We start from the raw sequence: 18,547 nt of genomic DNA, 5'->3' as shown, positions 1-18,547 counted from the left end.
AAAAATTAATAAACTATATCCATTAAAGACATGAATAAAAGACTAAAATTAATAGCAGGCATTTTTTGGGTAACCACCATTAACTGTTATGCTCAAATCAAAGAATTCGACCCCTTATTAGACTCTAAAGTTACAGTAATCCCAGCACCTTCCCAGGAAGAATGGAACAGTAATTACATGTGGTATCCGGGACAATTAGCCGCTTTCTATCAACAACAATCAGCCAAAATTTCCAAAGAACGCTGTGTGAACGTAGGATACCCGGGAAAGTTCTTTGCTAAAAACAACCGCGCTTATTTCAAAAGAGAAATAAAATTGCACAAGGAAAATAATCTTCGTTGGGAAGGCCCATCCGATATTATCCTTTACGTCAATGGAATAAAACAATCCACAACTAATAAGCAGATAACACTGCCCGCAGGTAAATCTTCCCTTTTATTTGAAGTGATAACGAACGATTCTTTGCCTTGCATTATACTAAAAGGTGACGGTATGGAAAATCCAAATGAATGGCAAGTCAGTATGGATAAAAACTACTGGAGCATTCCTGAGAGTGCCTCCATGTATAATAAGCCCGCCACTCGACCAGATGCTCCTCAAAACATAATCGCTCAAATCAAGCCACAAGAAATTCTTCCAATGCGTAATGCCAAAACCATTGGAACAGATGGAGTACAAATCGGCAAGAACGGCTATGCTTTGATAGACTTTTTTCATCTGGAAATCGGTACTCTCACTTTTCAGGCAAAGGGAAAAGGCACTGTAACCGTACGAGTAGGTGAAACTCCGGAAGAAGCTCTGGAAAGAGATGACAAGAAGCTGGAACAATACCCGTTGCCTCCCATCAAATTGTCAGAAACAGGCAGTGTCATCAGCATACCTGAACGTGCACTCAGATATGCTTCTCTTGAATGTGATGAAGGTGCTGAAATTACTTCCCTAAAATTTGATGCCTCCATGTGGCCGGTAGAATATCAGATGCAGTTTGAAACGGACGATGAGTACATCAACAATCTGTTCAAAATGAGTAGCGCTACACTTCACACCAGTATGCACCGCTTCTATCTGGATGGAGTGAAACGTGATTTCCTTCCCTGGTCGATGGATGCACTGGTCAGCACGCTGGGAGGCGACTACCTGTTCGGTGACCAACAGGTTTCAAAAAACGGAATATCCATAGCACTGATGCCGCTTAATCCCAAACTATCCGATATAGGTATACCCGACTATCCGCTCCACGCACTATTTGGGTTAAAGCAGAATTACCTGCGTTTCGGAGATTTAACGACCTCCCTCCAATACAAAGACCGGATTACCCAACTGCTTGACTTTTATGCTTCCATCGTTGATGAGAACGGATTTGTGCATGGTAACTATGGTGATAGACAGTTCGGTTATACTCCGGGATGGTCTACCTACAATGGTCCTGCGCGAAAAGGTGTGGCTGCTTATGCACAGATCATGTTGTATTACAATTACATGGCAGGTGCTTACTTTGCCAACTTATGGAAAGAGAAAGCACTTGCAAGCAAATACAATAAGCTGGCACAAGATTTAAAGAGAAAGATATTCAAACACTTCTGGGATGATGAAAGAAAAGCATTCATCAATGGCACGATGAATGACGGCACCACTATTGACAAGCGAATTTCACATCATGCACAATATTGGGCTATCCTGGCAGACATATTTCCGAAAGAACATTATGACAACTTATTCGAGAATATCCTTCCCAATCTGACCCATTATTATACCACTGTCAGCTACGAAAAAGGATATGAATTCCTGGCATATGCCAAGGCAGGACGGGTAAAGGAGTTATGAGATTTCATGTACCGTGTATTCGGCGATTGGATGGATCAAGGACATACCCGCTTTCCCGAAAACTTCCAGACAGAGGCTTCAAGAGCCAAACAACTGGAGTTTTATAGACGCCCTTACGGTTTAAGCCTTTGCCACGGTGCCAACGGAGTGCCTGCGGTAGTAGGAGCCTTAAACGGGCTTATTGGTTTCAGCCAATCGACAGAAAAGCCCAATGAATACACCATTAAGCCTGAACTTTTACACCTCAAATGGATAACCTCAAGGATTCCCGTCAAAGAAGGCTTTATCAGTGTAAAACTGAATGCAACCGGCGAAAGTACAATCGAAATTCCCAATGGTTGTATAGTTAAGGTTATCACCAAAGGAGAAGGTAAGCCATTAACATTAAGGAAGCCAGGTACATACAAATTCAAATTAATTGATTAACTTTCGGACATAAAAGTAAAAATACTTATGAAAAGACATTTTATGACAGGAGCGCTTCTTGCTCTTATACTTGCTGCAAGCTCCTGCACATCAACAAATGAAAAGATCACGCAGGAATCCTTCTCACCACCCCTGATGGGTTGGAGTTCCTGGAACACCTATCATGTGAATATCAACGAGGAATTGATAAAGAAACAAGCGGATGCGTTAGTTACTCATGGGTTGAAAGACGCCGGTTATCTATATATAAACGTGGATGACGGATTTTTCGGCTGGCGTGATGAAACAGGAAAAATGCATGCACATCCCGAACGTTTTCCTAACAGCATGAGACCTATATCCGACTATATCCATTCATTAGGTCTGAAAGCAGGTATCTATTCGGATGCAGGCGACAATACCTGCGGTTCCATCTATGATGATGATGCCAACGGAATAGGATCCGGTCTCTACGGGCACGAGCAACAGGATATGGACCTTTATCTGAAAGAATGGAACTATGACTTCATCAAGATAGATTATTGCGGTGGCAGAGAATTAGGGCTTGATGAAGAAAAGCGTTACGCAACCATTTGCGAAGCAATCAAGAATACCGGACGCACCGATGTTTCCATTAATATTTGCCGATGGGCTTTCCCTGGTACTTGGGCAAAAAGCATGGCGCGTTCCTGGCGCATCAGTCCGGATATACGTCCCCGCTGGGAATCCGTAAAGAATATTATCCGAAAGAATCTCTATTTATCAGCTTATGCCGGTGAAGGGCATTATAATGACATGGATATGCTGGAAATCGGTCGCGGATTGAAGCAGGAAGAGGAAGAAGTACATTTTGGAATGTGGTGTATCATGAGCTCGCCCCTGCTTATCGGTTGCGATATGACAACCATTCCCGAAGCTTCATTAGCTTTGCTGAAGAATAAGGAGTTGATAGCACTGAATCAGGATCCGTTAGGACTGCAAGCATACGTGGTACAGCATGAGGCTGAAGAGTATGTACTGGTGAAAGACCTTGAACAAAAACGGGGACTTGTGCGTGCTGTTGCTTTATATAATCCATCGGATACGGTATGCAACTTCAATGTACCTTTCGAAAAATTGGAAATGGGTGGAACGGTAAAAGTTCGCGATGTGATACAATGCAAGGATTTGGGAGATATGACAGACACCATCCGGTTATCAGTTTCCCCACATAGCGTTGCAATATGGAGATTGGAAGCAGAGAAGCGTCTGGAACCGACTTTCTATGAGGCAGAATGGGCCTATTTACCTTGTTATGATGACTTGGGCAAGAACCCTAAACAAATATTCTATGCTGCATCTCCGGCTTGTTCCGGTAAGATGAAAGTATCAAATATCGGAGGCAGTGAAGAAAATATTGCGGAATGGAAAGAAGTGTACAGTGAGAAAGGAGGCGAATATGATATGACTATTTATTATAGCTGCGACAAAAACAGGAAACTGGAAGTATCTGTAAATGAAACCAAGACAGAAATAAAAGACCTGAATAGCGGCAACAAAGAAAAAGTAACATCCGTAACCATTCCTGTAACTTTAGTAGCCGGTAACAACGTAATCCGTATGGGAAACAACTTCGGATGGGCACCGGATATTGATTGCTTTAAGTTAAGTAAACGACAGTAACAAAGAATTTGTATGATAAGAGTAGCAATAACAGCAATAGCTTTATGCATAGCAGGAGTAACAAAAGCCCAGACTTACGTTCCTCCCGTTTTTGGCGCAGACAGTCTGAACATCCATACGGATGAAATGACACGCCTATATGTACCTCCTCAAAAGGTCATGTGGATTAGCAATGACTCTTTAGTCAGCAATGCGGAAGTACTGCTTCTTCCCGGTACGGGACAAGCGGAACTTGGCAGAAAGAGCATGTGCTCCATGCATACTACAAAAAGTGATACAGCTTCCATCCTACTGGATTATGGACGGGAGTTGCACGGAGGCTTAAAACTTGTATTAGGTTCGGCAAAACCTTGGAGAACAGCTTCTGTACGCATTCGTTTCGGAGAATCCGTAAGTGAGGCCTGTAGCCAGAATGATGGCGGCAAACGGAGAAAGGGATATTCCACAAACGACCATGCCATGCGTGATATGGTTATGCAGGTTCCAAGTGACGGACAAATTGAAATAGGAAGCACCGGATTCCGCTTCATCCGTATCGACTGTCTATCTCCCGATATGACTATCTATCTGAAAGAAGCTCCCGCCATTTTCCGCTACCGGAATATCCCTTATCTGGGTTCATTCCGTTGCAACGATCAGCGTCTGAATGATATATGGATGACCGGAGCATACACCGTCCACCTGAATATGCAGGAATATTTATGGGATGGCATAAAGCGCGACCGCCTGATATGGCTGGGCGACATGCACCCCGAAGTAGCAACCATTATGAGCGTATTCGGGCATAACGAAGTAGTAAACAAGAGCATAGACCTGGCTTGCGAACAGTTCCCCCTGCCCCAATGGCTGAATGGCATCAGTACTTATTCAATGTGGTACCTGATTATCCAGCACGAATGGTATATGCATAATGGAAACATTGATTTTTTACGTCACCATCGCGCCTACATCACCGGAGTTATCGACCGCATAGATGAATGTGTAGACGAGGAAGGCAATGAAAATCTGGCAAAACAACGTTTTCTGGATTGGCCGTCAAGTCCTAATCAGCCGGGGGTTGAAGCAGGATGCAGAGCATTGCTTAGCTGGGCTTTGAAAGATGCAGAGGTATTATGCAATCTACTGGAAGAACAAGAACATGCAAAAAAATGCCGTGCCATATCCAAGCGACTGAAAAAACAAATAAAACAACCTAACGGTTTGAAACAAGCAGCCGCACTAATGTCCATCGCAGGATTAATGAAGCCCGAGCAAGCATGCAGCGAAGTTATCTCAGTAGATGGTGCCAAGGACTTTTCCACTTTTTATGGCTACTACATGTTGCAGGCCCTTGCACAAGCAGGCAAATACCAGCAAGCTCTTGACATTATCCGTCAGTACTGGGGAGGAATGTTAGATTTGGGAGCAACCACTTTCTGGGAAGATTTCAATCTGGACTGGACACATAATGCCGCCAGACTGGATGATTTCGTTCCCGAGGGCAAAGATGATATTCATGGAGATTTCGGCGATTATTGCTATCCCAGTTTCCGGCATAGCTTCTGCCACGGTTGGGCTTCCGGGCCTACCCCTTGGATGACACAACATATTTTAGGCGTCGAGATAGTGGATGCAGGCTGTAAGACCCTTCGCATAACTCCCCATCTTGGTGATCTGGAATGGGCGGAAGGCACCTTCCCTACTCCATTGGGGATAGTCTACATCAAGCATGTCAAAGGAGCTGATGGGAAAATAGTTTCTACGATCAAAGCTCCTGATGGAATCAAAGTAATATAAAATAAGGGGCTCTCTAACGAGCCCCTCATATTATATCAAAATTCCTCTTTCAACTGTTCACACCAGTCCGTTATACGTTTATCCGTCAGCTTCGACTGGTTCTCTATATCAATCACCAGTCCACACCATTTACCATCCCTCAAAGCTCTTGACCGGTTAAATGAATAACCTTCGGCAGACGTAAATCCGACAAGGATAGCCCCTGCCTTTTCAAAAGCATCAGCCAGTATTCCCAGACCATCCACAAAATTATCGGGATAACCGATTTGATCACCAAGCCCGAAGAGGGCTACTTTCTTGTCTTTCAGATCGAGGCTTTCTATTTCCGGTATCATCTCATCCCAATAGGTGGGCAATTCACCGTCAAACCAAGTAGAAGCACCTACTATCAGTTTATCATAAGCCTGGAAATCATTCTGCCAAGCTTTTTCTATCATGATCATTTCTACTTCTTTGTGTCCGAGCTTCTCACGTATCTTCTCTGCGATATGAGAAGTCTTGGCAGCATTCATTGCATAAAATAATCCTATCTCTTTCATAATAACTTATTATTAAATTAATATTCCAACAGCTTCTTGGCTGCTTCAAAAATTCTATCTGCACCCGGCAGAATAGCACTTTCCAGTATCGGATTAAAACCTACAGGAGTAAAGGTAGAGCCTACACGCTGTACCGGTGCATCCAGGTAACGGAACAAGTCTGTACCAATACTGGCTGCAATCTCACCACCGAAGCCACCAAAGACTTTATCTTCATGAACAATCAGGGCTTTGCTGGTCTTCTTCACAGACTCATAAATGGTTTCTTTATCCAACGGTATCAAAGAACGGATATCAATCACTTCCACACTCCAACCACCTTCTTTTTCCAAACGTTCGGCAACATTCAAGCAGAAATGCGTTGTATTACCATAGGTGATAATACTCAGGTCACTGCCCTCACGGCGAATACGCGCTTTCCCAAAAGGAACTTCAAAATCATCAGGAACGATGGTGGCTGCTTCTACAGAATTATACAATGCTTTCGGTTCAATAAACAGCGTAAAACCACGGGAACGTATACTTGTACGGAGCAGTCCGGCAGCATCATCAGCAAAGGATGGACAAACAATCCGCGCTCCGGGCAAAGTAGCCAAAGCACCTTCCAGATTTTGCGAGTGATAGAGTCCGCCACCGATATAACCACCGGAAGCCAGGCGCAAAGTCACATTAGGCACAAACTTTCCGTTGCTGCGCCAATACTCATGGGTACATTCCACATATTGTTCCACGGCTGGCCAGAAGTAATCGGCAAACTCAGCACCCTCTATCACTACCCGGATTTTAGGATCAAAACGGCTCATGCCATTTGCTGTGCCGACAATATAATCTTCGGCGATAGGTGCACTGAATACACGAGCTTCGCCGAATTCCTGTTGCATTCCTTTGGTTACATTGAACACGCCCCCTTTATCCCGATTGGCAACATCCTGCCCCCAGATGAAGGTATTAGGATTATAGCGGAACTCTGCTTTCAGCGTTTCATTGATGGCAGTTACAAAGAATTTCTTCTCTCCTTCTGTCTCACGATGTGTTCCATCTTTATATTTTTCCGGTTCGTAAGGTTCCGGCAATACATAGTTGAAAATGGTTTTAGGGTCAGGATCGGGAGCTGTCAGCGCCTTACGATTAGCAGCAGCCAGGTCTTTCTTTGCTTTCTCCTCTATTTCTTTCAGCTCTTCCTCCGTGAGACGCTTGTAACGCAACAGCATCCGGCGGAACTTCAGCAACGGATCAGCTTCTTTCACATAAGCCAGTTCATTTTCATCCCTGTATAGAGTATCTTTGTCAGAGTTGGAATGGGAACCGATACGGACACAATTGGCATGTACGATTACCGGATTCCGGTTCAACAATGCATACTCACGGGCCTCAGTCATGGCATTCATGGAGTCGAACACATCTTTTCCATTACAATGGATAATCTTCAGATTCTTGAATCCGGAGAAGTTATCCGCCACTTTACGGGCTGCCGTCTGGTCTTTCTTCGGAACAGATATACCATATCCATTATCTTGCCATACAAAAATAACGGGCAGGCGTTCAAGGCTGGCACCATTGACAGCTTCGTAGACAAAACCTTCAGAGGAAGCAGATTCGCCGTGTGAAGTAATAACAACTCCTTTATGGTCATAATATACCATTGCACGTGCCACACCGGCTGCATGAAGATCATGCGTACCTGTAGCCGAGGATATGTTCTCGATATGCCATTCGGGTTTGGCAAAGTGATTGGACATGTGGCGTCCGCCACTTCCCGGATCAGTAGCTTTGGAGATGCCGTTCAGTATAAGTTCTTCTGCCGTCATTCCGGCGGAAAGGGCAGTCAGCATATCACGGTAGTAAGGGAAAAGGAAGTCTTCTCCCTTGGTAAATACCTGTCCGATGGCCAACTGTATCCCGTCATGTCCGGCATACGGAGCATGAAAGGACCAGCCAAGGGACTGCAACAGGTAAGCGGGCGCCTTTTCATCGAGCGCACGCCCCAGCGTCATCAGGTAATACCATTTCTTCAGTAATTCCACATCTGTGGTTTTTATATTGTACTTTTTCATACTTATCAAGGTATTAAGTTATTCTTTCCAGTTTTCCAGATACTCTTTAATAAAATAGAGGAAGTTGCCACCTAATGAACCATCCACGACTCTATGGTCATAAGAGAGGGACAGATACATCTTATGACGGATGGCTATCACATCCCCTTCTGGGGTCTCTATTACAGCAGGCTTCTTCTCGATGTATCCTACTCCCAGGATAGCTACCTGAGGCTGATTGATGATAGGTGTACCGAACAAAGACTTGAATGTACCGAAGTTCGTAATCGTAAAAGTGCCACCGGAAATATCATCGGGCATCAGCTTATTATCACGAGCCTTGAGTGCCAGTGAATCAATGGCTACGGCAAGTCCGTTCAGGTTCAGACGATCGGCATCACGAACCACCGGAACAATCAGATTGCCATCATTCAGAGAAACGGCAATGCCGATATTGATATGCTTCTTGAACAGTATATTATATCCCTCTACCGATACATTCACTTGTGGGTAAGCAGCCAGCGCCTTCGCCACAGCTTCTGTGATGGCAGGCATATAAGTTAGTTTCACTCCCTCACGACGGAAGAAAGCATCTTTATTTTTATCACGCCACTTCACAAGTTTCGTTACATCCACTTCCACAACATTGGTTACGTGCGGGGAAGTATGTTTCGACATTACCATGTGGTCGGCTATCACCTTGCGTACACGATCCATCTCTTTTACTTCAACACCTTCTGCTGAGAATGTGCCGGAAGCAGGTGCAGTACGTTGTATTTCAGGAGTTGCAGCAGGTTTAGCAGTCATTATACCACCACTTTGTTTCCGGACAATGTAACTCTTGATGTCCTTCTTGCTCACCCGTCCCTGATATCCGGTACCCGGAATAGTATCCAGTTCTTTAGGCTGAATGCCAGCCTCACGAGCCAACTGAAGAACTATAGGCGAGTACCAACGCTCTTCTTCCGTTTTTACAGTCTTGACTTGAGGAGTTTCCTCAGAGACAGTCTTAGAAACAACCACAACACCCTCATCCCCGGAGTTCTCACCTCCGATATCGACAATAGCCACCACCGTACCCACAGCTACGGTATCTCCTTCTTTAAATAAAATCTCCACGACTTTGCCTTCTACCGGAGACGGTATTTCGGCACTGACTTTAGCGGTATTTACTTCAAATAACACATCATCTTCCTTGATGACGTCTCCTACTTGTACCGACCACGAGATGATGGTACCTTCGGTTATACTTTCACCCAATTTGGGCATCTTTATTTCAAATCTTGACATATAGTTAAGTTTTAGGTTCTCGGTTTATTATACAACAAACAACTGAGTAGTAAGTTTTTAACTTAAGTAAAAGTTAATGCAGATTTATGATATATCCACTCTTTGCAGGCATACTTTTCCGCTTTCAACCGTTCGATGGCTTCCATATCTCCGGCAGAGAAGCGGTAAATCCGGTTATCGTCATCCTCCACAAAGGAGTGAAAGAGCAAATGCATGAAACGTTTGACGTCCATAGGCCCAGACAAAAACTCTTTTATATTCGCAACTTCACTCCGTACGGAAGGTACTGCACGCATAGTACGAGAGCCTGGTAAACGACTTTCCGCATCCGGATCGCCATTCAACGCCGCATTCAACATATCCAGATCAGTGGAAAACAACAAAGTACAATGATACATCACCCGGTCTTTATGTATGCACTGCGCACTACCCGAAATTTTCTGCTCGTCCACATAAATGCCCAGACGCTGGTCGGCATAAGCCGTGATGCCCACCTTCTCGAGGAAGTCGACCACCAATTGCAGGTAATATTCAAAATCCGGTTGCTTCCTGGTTTCAATAAAACTCAGGTTAATGTTTCCCCGGTCATGATATACAGCCCCTCCACCGGAGAAACGGCGTGCCAGGGTTATTCCCTTTTCATCCAGAAACCTCTCGTCCGCTTCCGCCGCCACACTCTGATGTTTCCCTATCACAACGGAAGGTTCCGACTGCCAAAGCATAAAGAAGTTGCCTCGCTTCTGCTTCAACAAATACTCTTCTGCTGCCAGATTAAAATAGATATCCGTACAGCGATTATCAATGCAGAACATTATGCAAAGAGTGTTTCATGGAAGATTTCACCGACCGTCGGGTGTGGGAAGACAGTCTTCTGAAATTCTTCCACCGTATATCCGTGCTGCACGGCAATTCCGGCAAGTACAATCAACTCGGAAGCCGGATTGCCCAGCATGTGGCAACCTATTATCCGGTCATCATCATCCAGTATCAGCTTGCAAAGCCCGTTTCCCTGCTCGTTCTCGGCTACGAAACGGCCGGAATAGGCCATCGGCAATTTCTGCACATGATAGCTGATACCGGATGCTTTCAGTTCTTCCTCAGTTTTACCCACGCCGGCCACTTCGGGATTAGTATACACTACGCCCGGCACGCAATCGTAATTCATCCGGTCTTCCACCTCCAGAATATGATTGATGGCAACCTCACTCTCGCGGATGGCGGTATGCGCCAGCATAGAATGCCCGGTGATGTCACCACAAGCATACACGCATGGATGGGAAGTTTGCATGTGTTCATCCACTTTCACGCCGTTGCGCAGCAGTTCTATGTTCAGTTTATCCAAGCCCACCTGCAGCAGGTTGGCTTTCCGACCGACGCTGACTAATATCTTTTCAGTCTCGATGAGCGACGTTTTGCCATCCTTCTCAATGGTGACTCCTTCGGGACTAACTTCAACCACTTTGGTATTCAGATGGAATTTGACTCCGCGTTTCTGATATTCCGCACGCAGCATGCCACTGGTTTCTTTATCCATAGCACCCAGTACTTCGGGCATCATCTCGACCACATGCACCTGCACGCCCATACTATTGAAAAAAGAAGCGAACTCCATCCCGATGACACCGCCACCGATGATGACCAGTGAAGATGGCAGCACAGTGCTCTCCAGGGCCTCTTTTGACGTCCAGTAATCAACTCCGGACAAACCTTTAATAGGCGGGATAACCGTGTCGGAACCGGTACACACCAACAGGTAGGTTACTTCGTACGTCTCCCCCGATGCCGAAACCCGGAAGCGTCCGTCCGCTTCGCCCGTAATCACAGCTTCGTGAGGTACAATGACAGCACCGTAGGAATTAACAGTCATCTGCACACCGCCGGTCAGCTTTTTCACAATCTTATCCTTGCGCTCAATCATCTTCTGCATATCGAACGCCGAACCGTCGGGCACGGAAATGCCATACTTCGACGCGCTTTTCATATTGTCCCACAACTTGGCGGAATAGAGCAAAGTCTTGGTAGGAATGCACCCCTCGTTAAGGCAGACGCCACCAATGGCTTTCTTCTCAAACAAGACTGTTTGCAGCCCGTTTGCAGCCGCTCTTTCGGCTGCCGTATAACCGGCAGGACCGCCGCCGATGATAGCTATATCATATTTCATAAATCAGTAGTATTAAGTTATTTATGCAGTAACAACAAACAAGAAGAGAGCAAAGTTCTATAAGTATCGACAAGGGAAGTTGCTGTTTTTCAGCCCCAATGGCCTGTTTCATAAAAATAATCTGTATTTTTGCAGAAATTTAAGGAATTATATGGTAGCCCCCGAAATAGCAATTGTTGACTCCAACACCCTGTCGTGTCTGGGATTGCAGAATCTGATGGAAGAAATCATCCCGATGGCCGTCATCCGCGTGTTCAGTTCGTTCGAGGAGCTGGTGGATGATACGCCCGACATGTATGCGCATTATTTCGTCTCGGCACAGATATACTTTGAGCATACGGCTTTCTTCCTGCCCCGCAAACCCAAAACAATTGTATTGGCAAACGGCGATAACCAACCGCAACTGGCGGGAATACCGACCCTGAATATTTATCAGGATGAAAAGGTATTGATAAAAAGTATTTTGCAGCTACACCAGTTCGGACATAAAGAGGGGCATCCGCATGGACATCCACATCCGGCAACAGGGCACCCTTGCGGCAATTCGTATGCCGAACACGACCTCTCTCCTCGCGAAATAGAAGTGCTGGTGCTGATTACCAAAGGACTCATCAATAAGGAAATAGCCGACAAACTAAACATCAGTCTGACTACCGTCATCTCCCACCGGAAGAATATCACAGAGAAACTGGGCATCAAATCGGTGGCGGGACTGACTATCTATGCCGTGATGCACGGATATGTAGAGGCAGACCGCATCTAAATAGAGTTATAAGACAAACTCCATCTTCATCCTGATACTTATTTTATAAGCACTTTGCACAGAAAATGCGAAGCGCCGGAACTAAGTAGCCGCACCGCTACTTTTATCCTTTTTCCCTGCAACGGCTAAGGAAAATCATAGTGAACGGCTATTCTTTCCACCATGGGGTTCTTTTCTTTCCACCATGGTGGAAAGAAACTTTCTCCGTGGTGGAAAGAAAAGAACCCCATGGTGGAAAGAATAAGCATCCACATACAAAAAACTTATCATCCGGCAGAAAAAACAATAAAAGTGCCTGGGAAAAGAGTTAAGCCATTCTCTAAATCCTCATTAATGAGGATTGCGGGAAAAAGAGAAATGCCCTTACTTTGCAAACGAAATAATAGAAGCAAAAAAAATGGAGAAGAGTAAATTGTTCGCCTTTGCCCTGACACTCCTGTCAATAGGAAATGTATGTGCAGAGGAAGTGGATACCCTGAAAATCGTGGATGTTGAAGAAGTCCTTATCATTGCAGCCCCCAAAGAAAACCGTAAGTTGCGCGAACTGCCCAACGCCGTCACCCTGCTTTCACAACAGGACATGCAAGCTGCACAAGTAAACTCAATCAAAAACCTGACCGCACTTGTACCCAATATATTTATCCCCGATTATGGTTCGCGCCTGACTTCCGCTGTTTATATCCGCGGCATCGGCTCGCGTATCAACACCCCGTCCGTAGGATTGTACGTCGACAATATACCTTATATAGATAAGTCGGCATTCGACTTTGATTATTCCGATATTGAACGTATCGACGTGCTGCGCGGCCCGCAAGGCACACTGTACGGACGAAATGCGATGGGAGGAATTATTAAAGTGCATACCAAATCTCCTTTCTCCTATCAAGGCACCGACTTCCGCATTGGAGCCGGCACACATAACCAATACAATACTTCCGTCACGCACTATCACCGGATAAACGAGCGGTTTGCTTTCTCCGCCGGAGGGTTTTATGACTATGAGGGAGGATTCTTCCGCAATGCGGCACGCAATAATGATAAGTTAGATAAAGGACAATCCGTAGGTGGACGCGCCCGTGCCATCTATCTGCCCAGCGAAAACTGGAAGCTCGACTTCAACCTAAGCTATGAGTATAGCGACCAGGGCGGCTATCCTTACGGACTTTATGATAAAGAAAACGGAACTGTTGCCAAACCCGCTTACGATGAAGAAAGCAGTTACTACCGCAATCTGCTGAATGCCGGACTGAATCTGGAATATCAGGCGCAAAACTTCATTCTGAGTGCCGTCACCGGCTATCAGTGGTTGCGCGACCGCATGTTCATGGACCAGGATTTCTCCGCAGCCAATATCTTCAATATAGAACAGAAGCAAAGAATAAATACGTTCTCAGAAGAAATCGTTCTGAAATCCAAGCCCAACCGTCGTTGGCAATGGACCACAGGCGCTTTCGGTTTCTATCAATCCCTGCATACGGACGGTCCGGTGCTATTCCACCGGGATGGCATCACTTCGGTAATTGAAGGAAATGCAAACAGTGTTTTCGACGACCTCGCATCAATGGGGGTGCCGGGCATACCCGTCATGCACCTGGGCATCAATAATGAGAGTTTACCCGTCAGCGGAAGTTTCGACACCCCTACGCTGAGCGGTGCCATTTTCCACCAGTCCACCTTCAATGATTTATTTGTCAAAGGCTTGTCGGCAACCATCGGTTTGCGAATGGACTATGAGAAAGTAAAGATGGAATATAACTCTGCCGCCGCAACCACCAACTTCAACTTCTCCATGAAGATGGGAAATCCGGCCAATCCCCAGATTATCGAGAGTCAAGGCCTTGAAGGAAATGCGGCTTATCTGGGCAAAGAATCTACCGACTACGTTCAGCTATTGCCTAAGTTCGCTTTGCAATACGAATGGAACAAGGGAAATAATATTTACGCAACCGCCGCACGTGGCTATCGTTCGGGAGGATATAACATTCAGATGTTCTCCGACCTCGTGACGGGAGTGCTCAGCAACTCCATGATGGATGCCATCATGACCGACCCTAACTTCAGCAGGTTCTCTGCCATGATTGAACAAATGAAAAAAGAATTGCCGGAGGTAAGCGATGCCACCAAGTATAAACCGGAATATACCTGGAACTACGAAATAGGAAGCCATCTCACGCTTTGGGAAGGGCGCTTGCTTGCCGACCTCTCCGCTTTCTACATGGATACACGCAACCAGCAGATTGCAAAGTTTGCGGAGAATGGTCTGGGCCGTATCACAGTGAACGCAGGAAAAAGCCATAGTTACGGTGCCGAAGCAAGCCTGCGTGCCGCTCTTACCACTGCATTTACGGTAAACGCTTCTTATGGATACACTTATGCTACTTTCAAAGAGTACGCAACCAACGTTAAAGTGGACGGAGAGACAAAGGAGATAAGTTACAACGGCAATTACGTCCCCTTCGTGCCCAAACATACACTGAGTCTGGGCGGACAATACATCTTCCGCATCAACCCGGGGCATTGGCTGGACCGCATCCAGGTAAATGCCAACTACACCGGTGCCGGACGCATCTACTGGACAGAGCAGAATGACGTCAGCCAGTCCTTCTACGGCATACTGAACGGACGCCTCAGTCTACAGAAAGGCAACGGACAGATTGACTTCTGGGTTCGCAATGCACTGGATAAAGATTATGCTGCTTTTTACTTTGAAAGCATGGGTAACGGGTTCATGCAGAAAGGACGGCCTATACAAGCGGGGATTGAATTGCGTTGCAGGTTCTGAAAGCAAGTACATTCCTATAAGAATATTTTTCCTGAACAGGAGCAAGTTTGATATTGTATTCGGATATTTCCGAAACAGTTTCCACTTTTACAGTGGAGTATCAAAAATAAGCATTACCTTTACACAGTGAATCGAGTAAGTATGCCGCATTGCTATAGGCTTATATGCAAGATACCTAACGCCATCGACTTGTGCCTGATGCACAAACCGATGGCGTTTTTCTTTATTCAATAGGAGCACCGCAATTTGCAAAGGCGCTCACGTCGCTTCTGCAACTGAAGGTTATTCCGCAGTAGAGCCGCTGTAAACTTTTCCGTTTACCGTGACCTGTCCTGCTTTGTTGCGGATATCAAGCCCCTTTCCGGCGTTGCCGAAATTAGTGCCGGAAGTTGCGTCATAGGTAAATGTTACCGTCTGGCTGCTCTGGCTCGGATTGGCATCAATGTAAACGGAAGGATAGTCTGTGGAAGCAGCGTTGTCCTTCAGAACACTGAATGTGCAACTGTTTCTCAATTCAACTACCTTCGGGCAGTTGTAGGCGGTGTTGCTGCCGCGATTTCCAATGGTGAGGGCTGCAGAAGGCGCCTGATTGCCATCTCCCCAAGAAGTAGCTCCTGCCGGCTTATTGCTGCCGATTCCCGTGTCATAACTGCTGCTAACGTTCAGTTTGAACGTGCACCCATCGAAGGTAAAATTGCCTCCACGCAGGAAAGCACCCTGCCAACCACCGGTAAAGGTACAGTTTGTTGCCGTCACAGTGCCGGGAACATTGAACATCAAGCCGGTTTCCTCAGCCGTGAAAGTGGAATTTGTGAGCGTAACTACGTGGCCGGAACCGTTTTCCTTGGCAGCATTCGAGGAAAGACAATAATATTTGCAGTTCATTGTACTGTTTTCTACTGTAATCTTAGCCGAACTTACGCGCGGGTCTATCAAGATACCGGCCGAACCGACAGAAGGAGCGGTATATTCAATATTCTTCATGGTGAAGTTGCCTCCGATACTTTGATTGATAGCGATGGCCTGGCTGTAGTCAGTGATTTTACCCTTGCTGATACCGTCACCGTTAAAGATCAGTGTTGCTCCTCCAGCAATAAGGTGAAAGCCCTTGTCTTCCAGTGTCAGTGTATGTGTGCCCACATTGATCTCCATGTTCTTGCCTTCTGCCACAACTATGCGGCTCTTGATGCTTGCGTCAGCTTGCAACGTAATCTTCTTCACTTCCGCACCGGCCGCAATGTTGATGCCTCCTTTCTCGATTACCAGTTCATCTATCACGGTACCGTCCTTGATTTCCAATGTGTTTTCTCCGGTACTGGAAGTCACTTTGGTCCAAGATCCGCCGTTCAGTTCCACATGCTCAATGTTCTTCACGTTCAGCGTGCCTGTGGTACCTTGGGGAACATTGATGACGGCAGCCGGAGTGGCTGTATCATCCGTAGCCCCCTTCACGGTGAATTCATTGCTACTGACAGAAGCAATGTTAATAGTGACAGGCTCTTCTGCCGTACTGGAAGAAGGGATGGCAATCTCTCCGTTGGCAGCTACACTTTCAATTGTGATATTCTTCACGCCTTCTTCCAAAGCCTTGTTGGCGGCTTCCGCATCGGCTACGGTTTGTGAGAAATTGATGGTTTCTCCATCAATCTCCACAATGCGGATGGGACGCATTTCCTTGGCTGTACCGGCCGTTACTGTAAAACTGGAAGTGGTATGGAACACTTGAGCTTCTGCTATTCCTATCTTCAAGGTGGCTGTGATACCTCCGGAGTACGTTCCTGCGGGCACGGGGATATCCAGCACCAGCGGATCTGTGCCCGTGGTGGTAAATGAGAGGGTAACTTCGCTGCCTGTGCTCGACAGTGCATCCAGCGTGGCGGTTGCACCGGGAGTCAGGACGGCTGTTCCGGTAATGTTGGATGCATTCAGTTTCAGTGTACCTTGCGCGCCGCTTTCAATGCCGCTCACTTGGATACGCATCAATCCGCTCAACAACTGCGTAAACTCCACCTTGTTCTTGGCCTCATTCAGCTTACCGAACATCGGCGCGTTGCTCACGGGATAAGTGTAAGTAGTGGGGAAAGTCAATGTGCACGTGGATGGAGTGTAGTTCTTCGACGGATATACCGCATATTCCAATTCCGACATTTCGCCCGTGACCGTGCCTTTAAAGGTACCGGTGCTTCCACCCTCGCCGTTTTTCAATTCAAATGTTCCGGTGGAACTGTAAACATTGTCTTGTACCAATGTACCGAAGACATAGAAAGCGTCTCCTGCACTCCAGTTTACGTTATAGTTTACATCCACCGCAGTACGTGTGTCCGCACCGGTGGTGGCAGTCAGGGTCAGTTCATCTTGTTGCGTGGCAGCTCCGTTCTCCATAAGTTCTTCGTTGGAGCAACCTGCCAATGCGGCTGTGCAAAGCAGGGCCGTGAGGTAAGTCAATCTTTTCATGTTTGAGTAATTTTTTTGTTTTGAAAATTAATTGTAGTGGGAACATCCGCTTACGTGCGGAGGTGGGCATCATTGCCAGTAACCGTCTTCCTTGTCCCAAGTGGGAAGACCGGATTCGGTGTCGCTGGTTGCAAAGCCAGTTTCCACCGCCACCTGCAATATTTCTATTTCGGGCGGCTCATACCTCTCTTTTGGTTGGGTATCCATCATGTTTTTTTTGAGTATTACGGTCTTCCTCAGCTCCATGGCAGGCCTGTAAATAAACACGAAGCGTAGAACTGATTGCTACACTTCGCCAGTAACGGGGCCCTGAGATTGCCCTTAATCCACGAAATGATACAATGCAGCCCCACGCTTATAGCGTGAAGCCGTCCAGGTATCATTCTTGTGGATTGAAATTTCTCAGGTTTCGTTACTGACAAGAATGAAGCAAGACGCTTCTAAATATTATTCTAAAAAAACTTTGCGGCAGACGCTTCCGCACACCCGGCAAATGTAAAGTTTGCCGCCGACATAAACAAGAAAAATGAAAGATATTTTAAAAATGCCTGTCATAAGTGTCAGGATTCCCAATTCGACAAAGCATGGGTAACGGATTCATAAAGGAAGGATGGCTACAGGCGGGCATTGGGTTGTGTTGCAGATTCTAAAACCTCGCTCAGCCCGCTAAAATAGGCTTGTTTGCAGGGATATGAATAAAGTGTGATAAGATGGTAGGGTGATAATGTGATAAAGTGGCTGCGCTATATACCACAGAGTGTTATCCCGCTACTACCTTACCACCCTATCATCTTACCACCCTATCACTCTTTTATTCATTTCTTTTCAGTTATGAATTATATTCAACTACTGATTCGT

13 protein-coding genes are annotated in these 18,547 nt (G+C 46.1%); 6 read left to right on the top strand and 7 right to left on the bottom strand.

The genetic code is table 11. From position 1 onward, the window contains the following. The first annotated feature begins 30 nt into the window (after positions 1–30). From DW182_RS11315 to DW182_RS11305, 4 genes are read left to right on the top strand one after another with little or no spacing between them, the layout of a single operon-like run. On the top strand, positions 31–1,824 hold the full coding sequence (locus DW182_RS11315) for a glycoside hydrolase (RefSeq protein ID WP_233564132.1): 1,794 nt from the start codon (positions 31–33) through the stop codon (positions 1,822–1,824). A gap of 6 nt (positions 1,825–1,830) precedes the next feature. Continuing rightward, a complete protein-coding gene (locus DW182_RS22480; protein ID WP_233564131.1) occupies positions 1,831–2,250 on the top strand; it encodes a cupredoxin domain-containing protein in 420 nt (139 codons plus the stop codon). A 27-nt stretch (positions 2,251–2,277) separates the two neighbouring features. Next, the gene (locus DW182_RS11310; protein WP_118295588.1) at positions 2,278–3,891 is read left to right on the top strand and encodes an alpha-galactosidase; all 1,614 of its coding nucleotides are present in this window, start codon (positions 2,278–2,280) and stop codon (positions 3,889–3,891) included. A 12-nt stretch (positions 3,892–3,903) separates the two neighbouring features. Then, positions 3,904–5,667: a family 78 glycoside hydrolase catalytic domain gene (locus DW182_RS11305; RefSeq protein ID WP_118295587.1), complete on the top strand. Its 1,764-nt coding sequence runs from the start codon at positions 3,904–3,906 to the stop codon at positions 5,665–5,667. A 35-nt stretch (positions 5,668–5,702) separates the two neighbouring features. On the opposite strand, the gene DW182_RS11300 is transcribed toward DW182_RS11305, so the two are convergent. The 5 genes from DW182_RS11300 to lpdA form a co-directional block, all read right to left on the bottom strand. Beyond that, positions 5,703–6,206 (bottom strand): flavodoxin, encoded by a 504-nt coding sequence (locus DW182_RS11300; RefSeq protein WP_007667533.1) that lies wholly within the window; start codon positions 6,204–6,206, stop codon positions 5,703–5,705. A 17-nt stretch (positions 6,207–6,223) separates the two neighbouring features. After that, positions 6,224–8,260 (bottom strand): thiamine pyrophosphate-dependent enzyme, encoded by a 2,037-nt coding sequence (locus tag DW182_RS11295; RefSeq protein WP_118295586.1) that lies wholly within the window; start codon positions 8,258–8,260, stop codon positions 6,224–6,226. Positions 8,261–8,278: 18 nt separating this feature from the next. Continuing rightward, a complete protein-coding gene (locus DW182_RS11290) occupies positions 8,279–9,529 on the bottom strand; it encodes a dihydrolipoamide acetyltransferase family protein (RefSeq protein WP_118295585.1) in 1,251 nt (416 codons plus the stop codon). A 62-nt stretch (positions 9,530–9,591) separates the two neighbouring features. Then, complete coding sequence (locus DW182_RS11285; protein ID WP_118295584.1) at positions 9,592–10,341, bottom strand: lipoate--protein ligase family protein; 750 nt, start codon at positions 10,339–10,341, stop codon at positions 9,592–9,594. Next, positions 10,341–11,690 (bottom strand): dihydrolipoyl dehydrogenase, encoded by a 1,350-nt coding sequence (gene lpdA, locus DW182_RS11280; RefSeq protein WP_118295583.1) that lies wholly within the window; start codon positions 11,688–11,690, stop codon positions 10,341–10,343. Before lpdA ends, DW182_RS11285 begins: the two co-directional genes overlap by 1 nt. 151 nt (positions 11,691–11,841) lie before the next feature. Here lpdA and DW182_RS11275 point away from each other — a divergent pair, with 151 nt between their 5' ends. Beyond that, the gene (locus tag DW182_RS11275) at positions 11,842–12,453 is read left to right on the top strand and encodes a response regulator transcription factor (protein WP_118295582.1); all 612 of its coding nucleotides are present in this window, start codon (positions 11,842–11,844) and stop codon (positions 12,451–12,453) included. A gap of 397 nt (positions 12,454–12,850) precedes the next feature. After that, on the top strand, positions 12,851–15,235 hold the full coding sequence (locus tag DW182_RS11265) for a TonB-dependent receptor (protein WP_118295580.1): 2,385 nt from the start codon (positions 12,851–12,853) through the stop codon (positions 15,233–15,235). Between the two features lie 282 nt (positions 15,236–15,517). Here the strand turns inward: DW182_RS11265 and DW182_RS11260 are convergent, their stop codons facing one another. Further along, positions 15,518–17,689 carry a fimbrillin family protein gene (locus DW182_RS11260; RefSeq protein ID WP_118295579.1) on the bottom strand — a complete coding sequence of 724 codons (2,172 nt, stop codon included), beginning with the start codon at positions 17,687–17,689 and terminating at the stop codon, positions 15,518–15,520. A 69-nt stretch (positions 17,690–17,758) separates the two neighbouring features. Continuing rightward, a complete protein-coding gene (locus DW182_RS22145) occupies positions 17,759–17,899 on the bottom strand; it encodes a hypothetical protein (RefSeq protein ID WP_158580800.1) in 141 nt (46 codons plus the stop codon). Between the last annotated feature and the right edge of the window lie 648 nt (positions 17,900–18,547).

Origin of the sequence: Bacteroides sp. AM16-24, assembly GCF_003471885.1 — a bacterium.
Classification (GTDB): Bacteria; Bacteroidota; Bacteroidia; order Bacteroidales; family Bacteroidaceae; genus Bacteroides.
The sequence above is the reverse complement of the archived record's forward strand: the minus strand, read 5'-3'. Positions and strand labels throughout refer to the sequence as shown.

Coding starts and splice junctions, on each gene's coding strand:
- DW182_RS11310 (WP_118295588.1), top strand. CDS start 2,278: ATGAAAAGACATTTTATGACAGGAGCGCTTCTTGCTCTTATACTTGCT.
- DW182_RS22145 (WP_158580800.1), bottom strand. CDS start 17,899: ATGATGGATACCCAACCAAAAGAGAGGTATGAGCCGCCCGAAATAGAA.
- DW182_RS11290 (WP_118295585.1), bottom strand. CDS start 9,529: ATGTCAAGATTTGAAATAAAGATGCCCAAATTGGGTGAAAGTATAACC.
- DW182_RS11305 (WP_118295587.1), top strand. CDS start 3,904: ATGATAAGAGTAGCAATAACAGCAATAGCTTTATGCATAGCAGGAGTA.
- DW182_RS11260 (WP_118295579.1), bottom strand. CDS start 17,689: ATGAAAAGATTGACTTACCTCACGGCCCTGCTTTGCACAGCCGCATTG.
- DW182_RS22480 (WP_233564131.1), top strand. CDS start 1,831: ATGTACCGTGTATTCGGCGATTGGATGGATCAAGGACATACCCGCTTT.
- DW182_RS11295 (WP_118295586.1), bottom strand. CDS start 8,260: ATGAAAAAGTACAATATAAAAACCACAGATGTGGAATTACTGAAGAAA.
- DW182_RS11315 (WP_233564132.1), top strand. CDS start 31: ATGAATAAAAGACTAAAATTAATAGCAGGCATTTTTTGGGTAACCACC.
- DW182_RS11275 (WP_118295582.1), top strand. CDS start 11,842: ATGGTAGCCCCCGAAATAGCAATTGTTGACTCCAACACCCTGTCGTGT.
- DW182_RS11285 (WP_118295584.1), bottom strand. CDS start 10,341: ATGTTCTGCATTGATAATCGCTGTACGGATATCTATTTTAATCTGGCA.
- DW182_RS11300 (WP_007667533.1), bottom strand. CDS start 6,206: ATGAAAGAGATAGGATTATTTTATGCAATGAATGCTGCCAAGACTTCT.
- DW182_RS11265 (WP_118295580.1), top strand. CDS start 12,851: ATGGAGAAGAGTAAATTGTTCGCCTTTGCCCTGACACTCCTGTCAATA.
- lpdA (WP_118295583.1), bottom strand. CDS start 11,690: ATGAAATATGATATAGCTATCATCGGCGGCGGTCCTGCCGGTTATACG.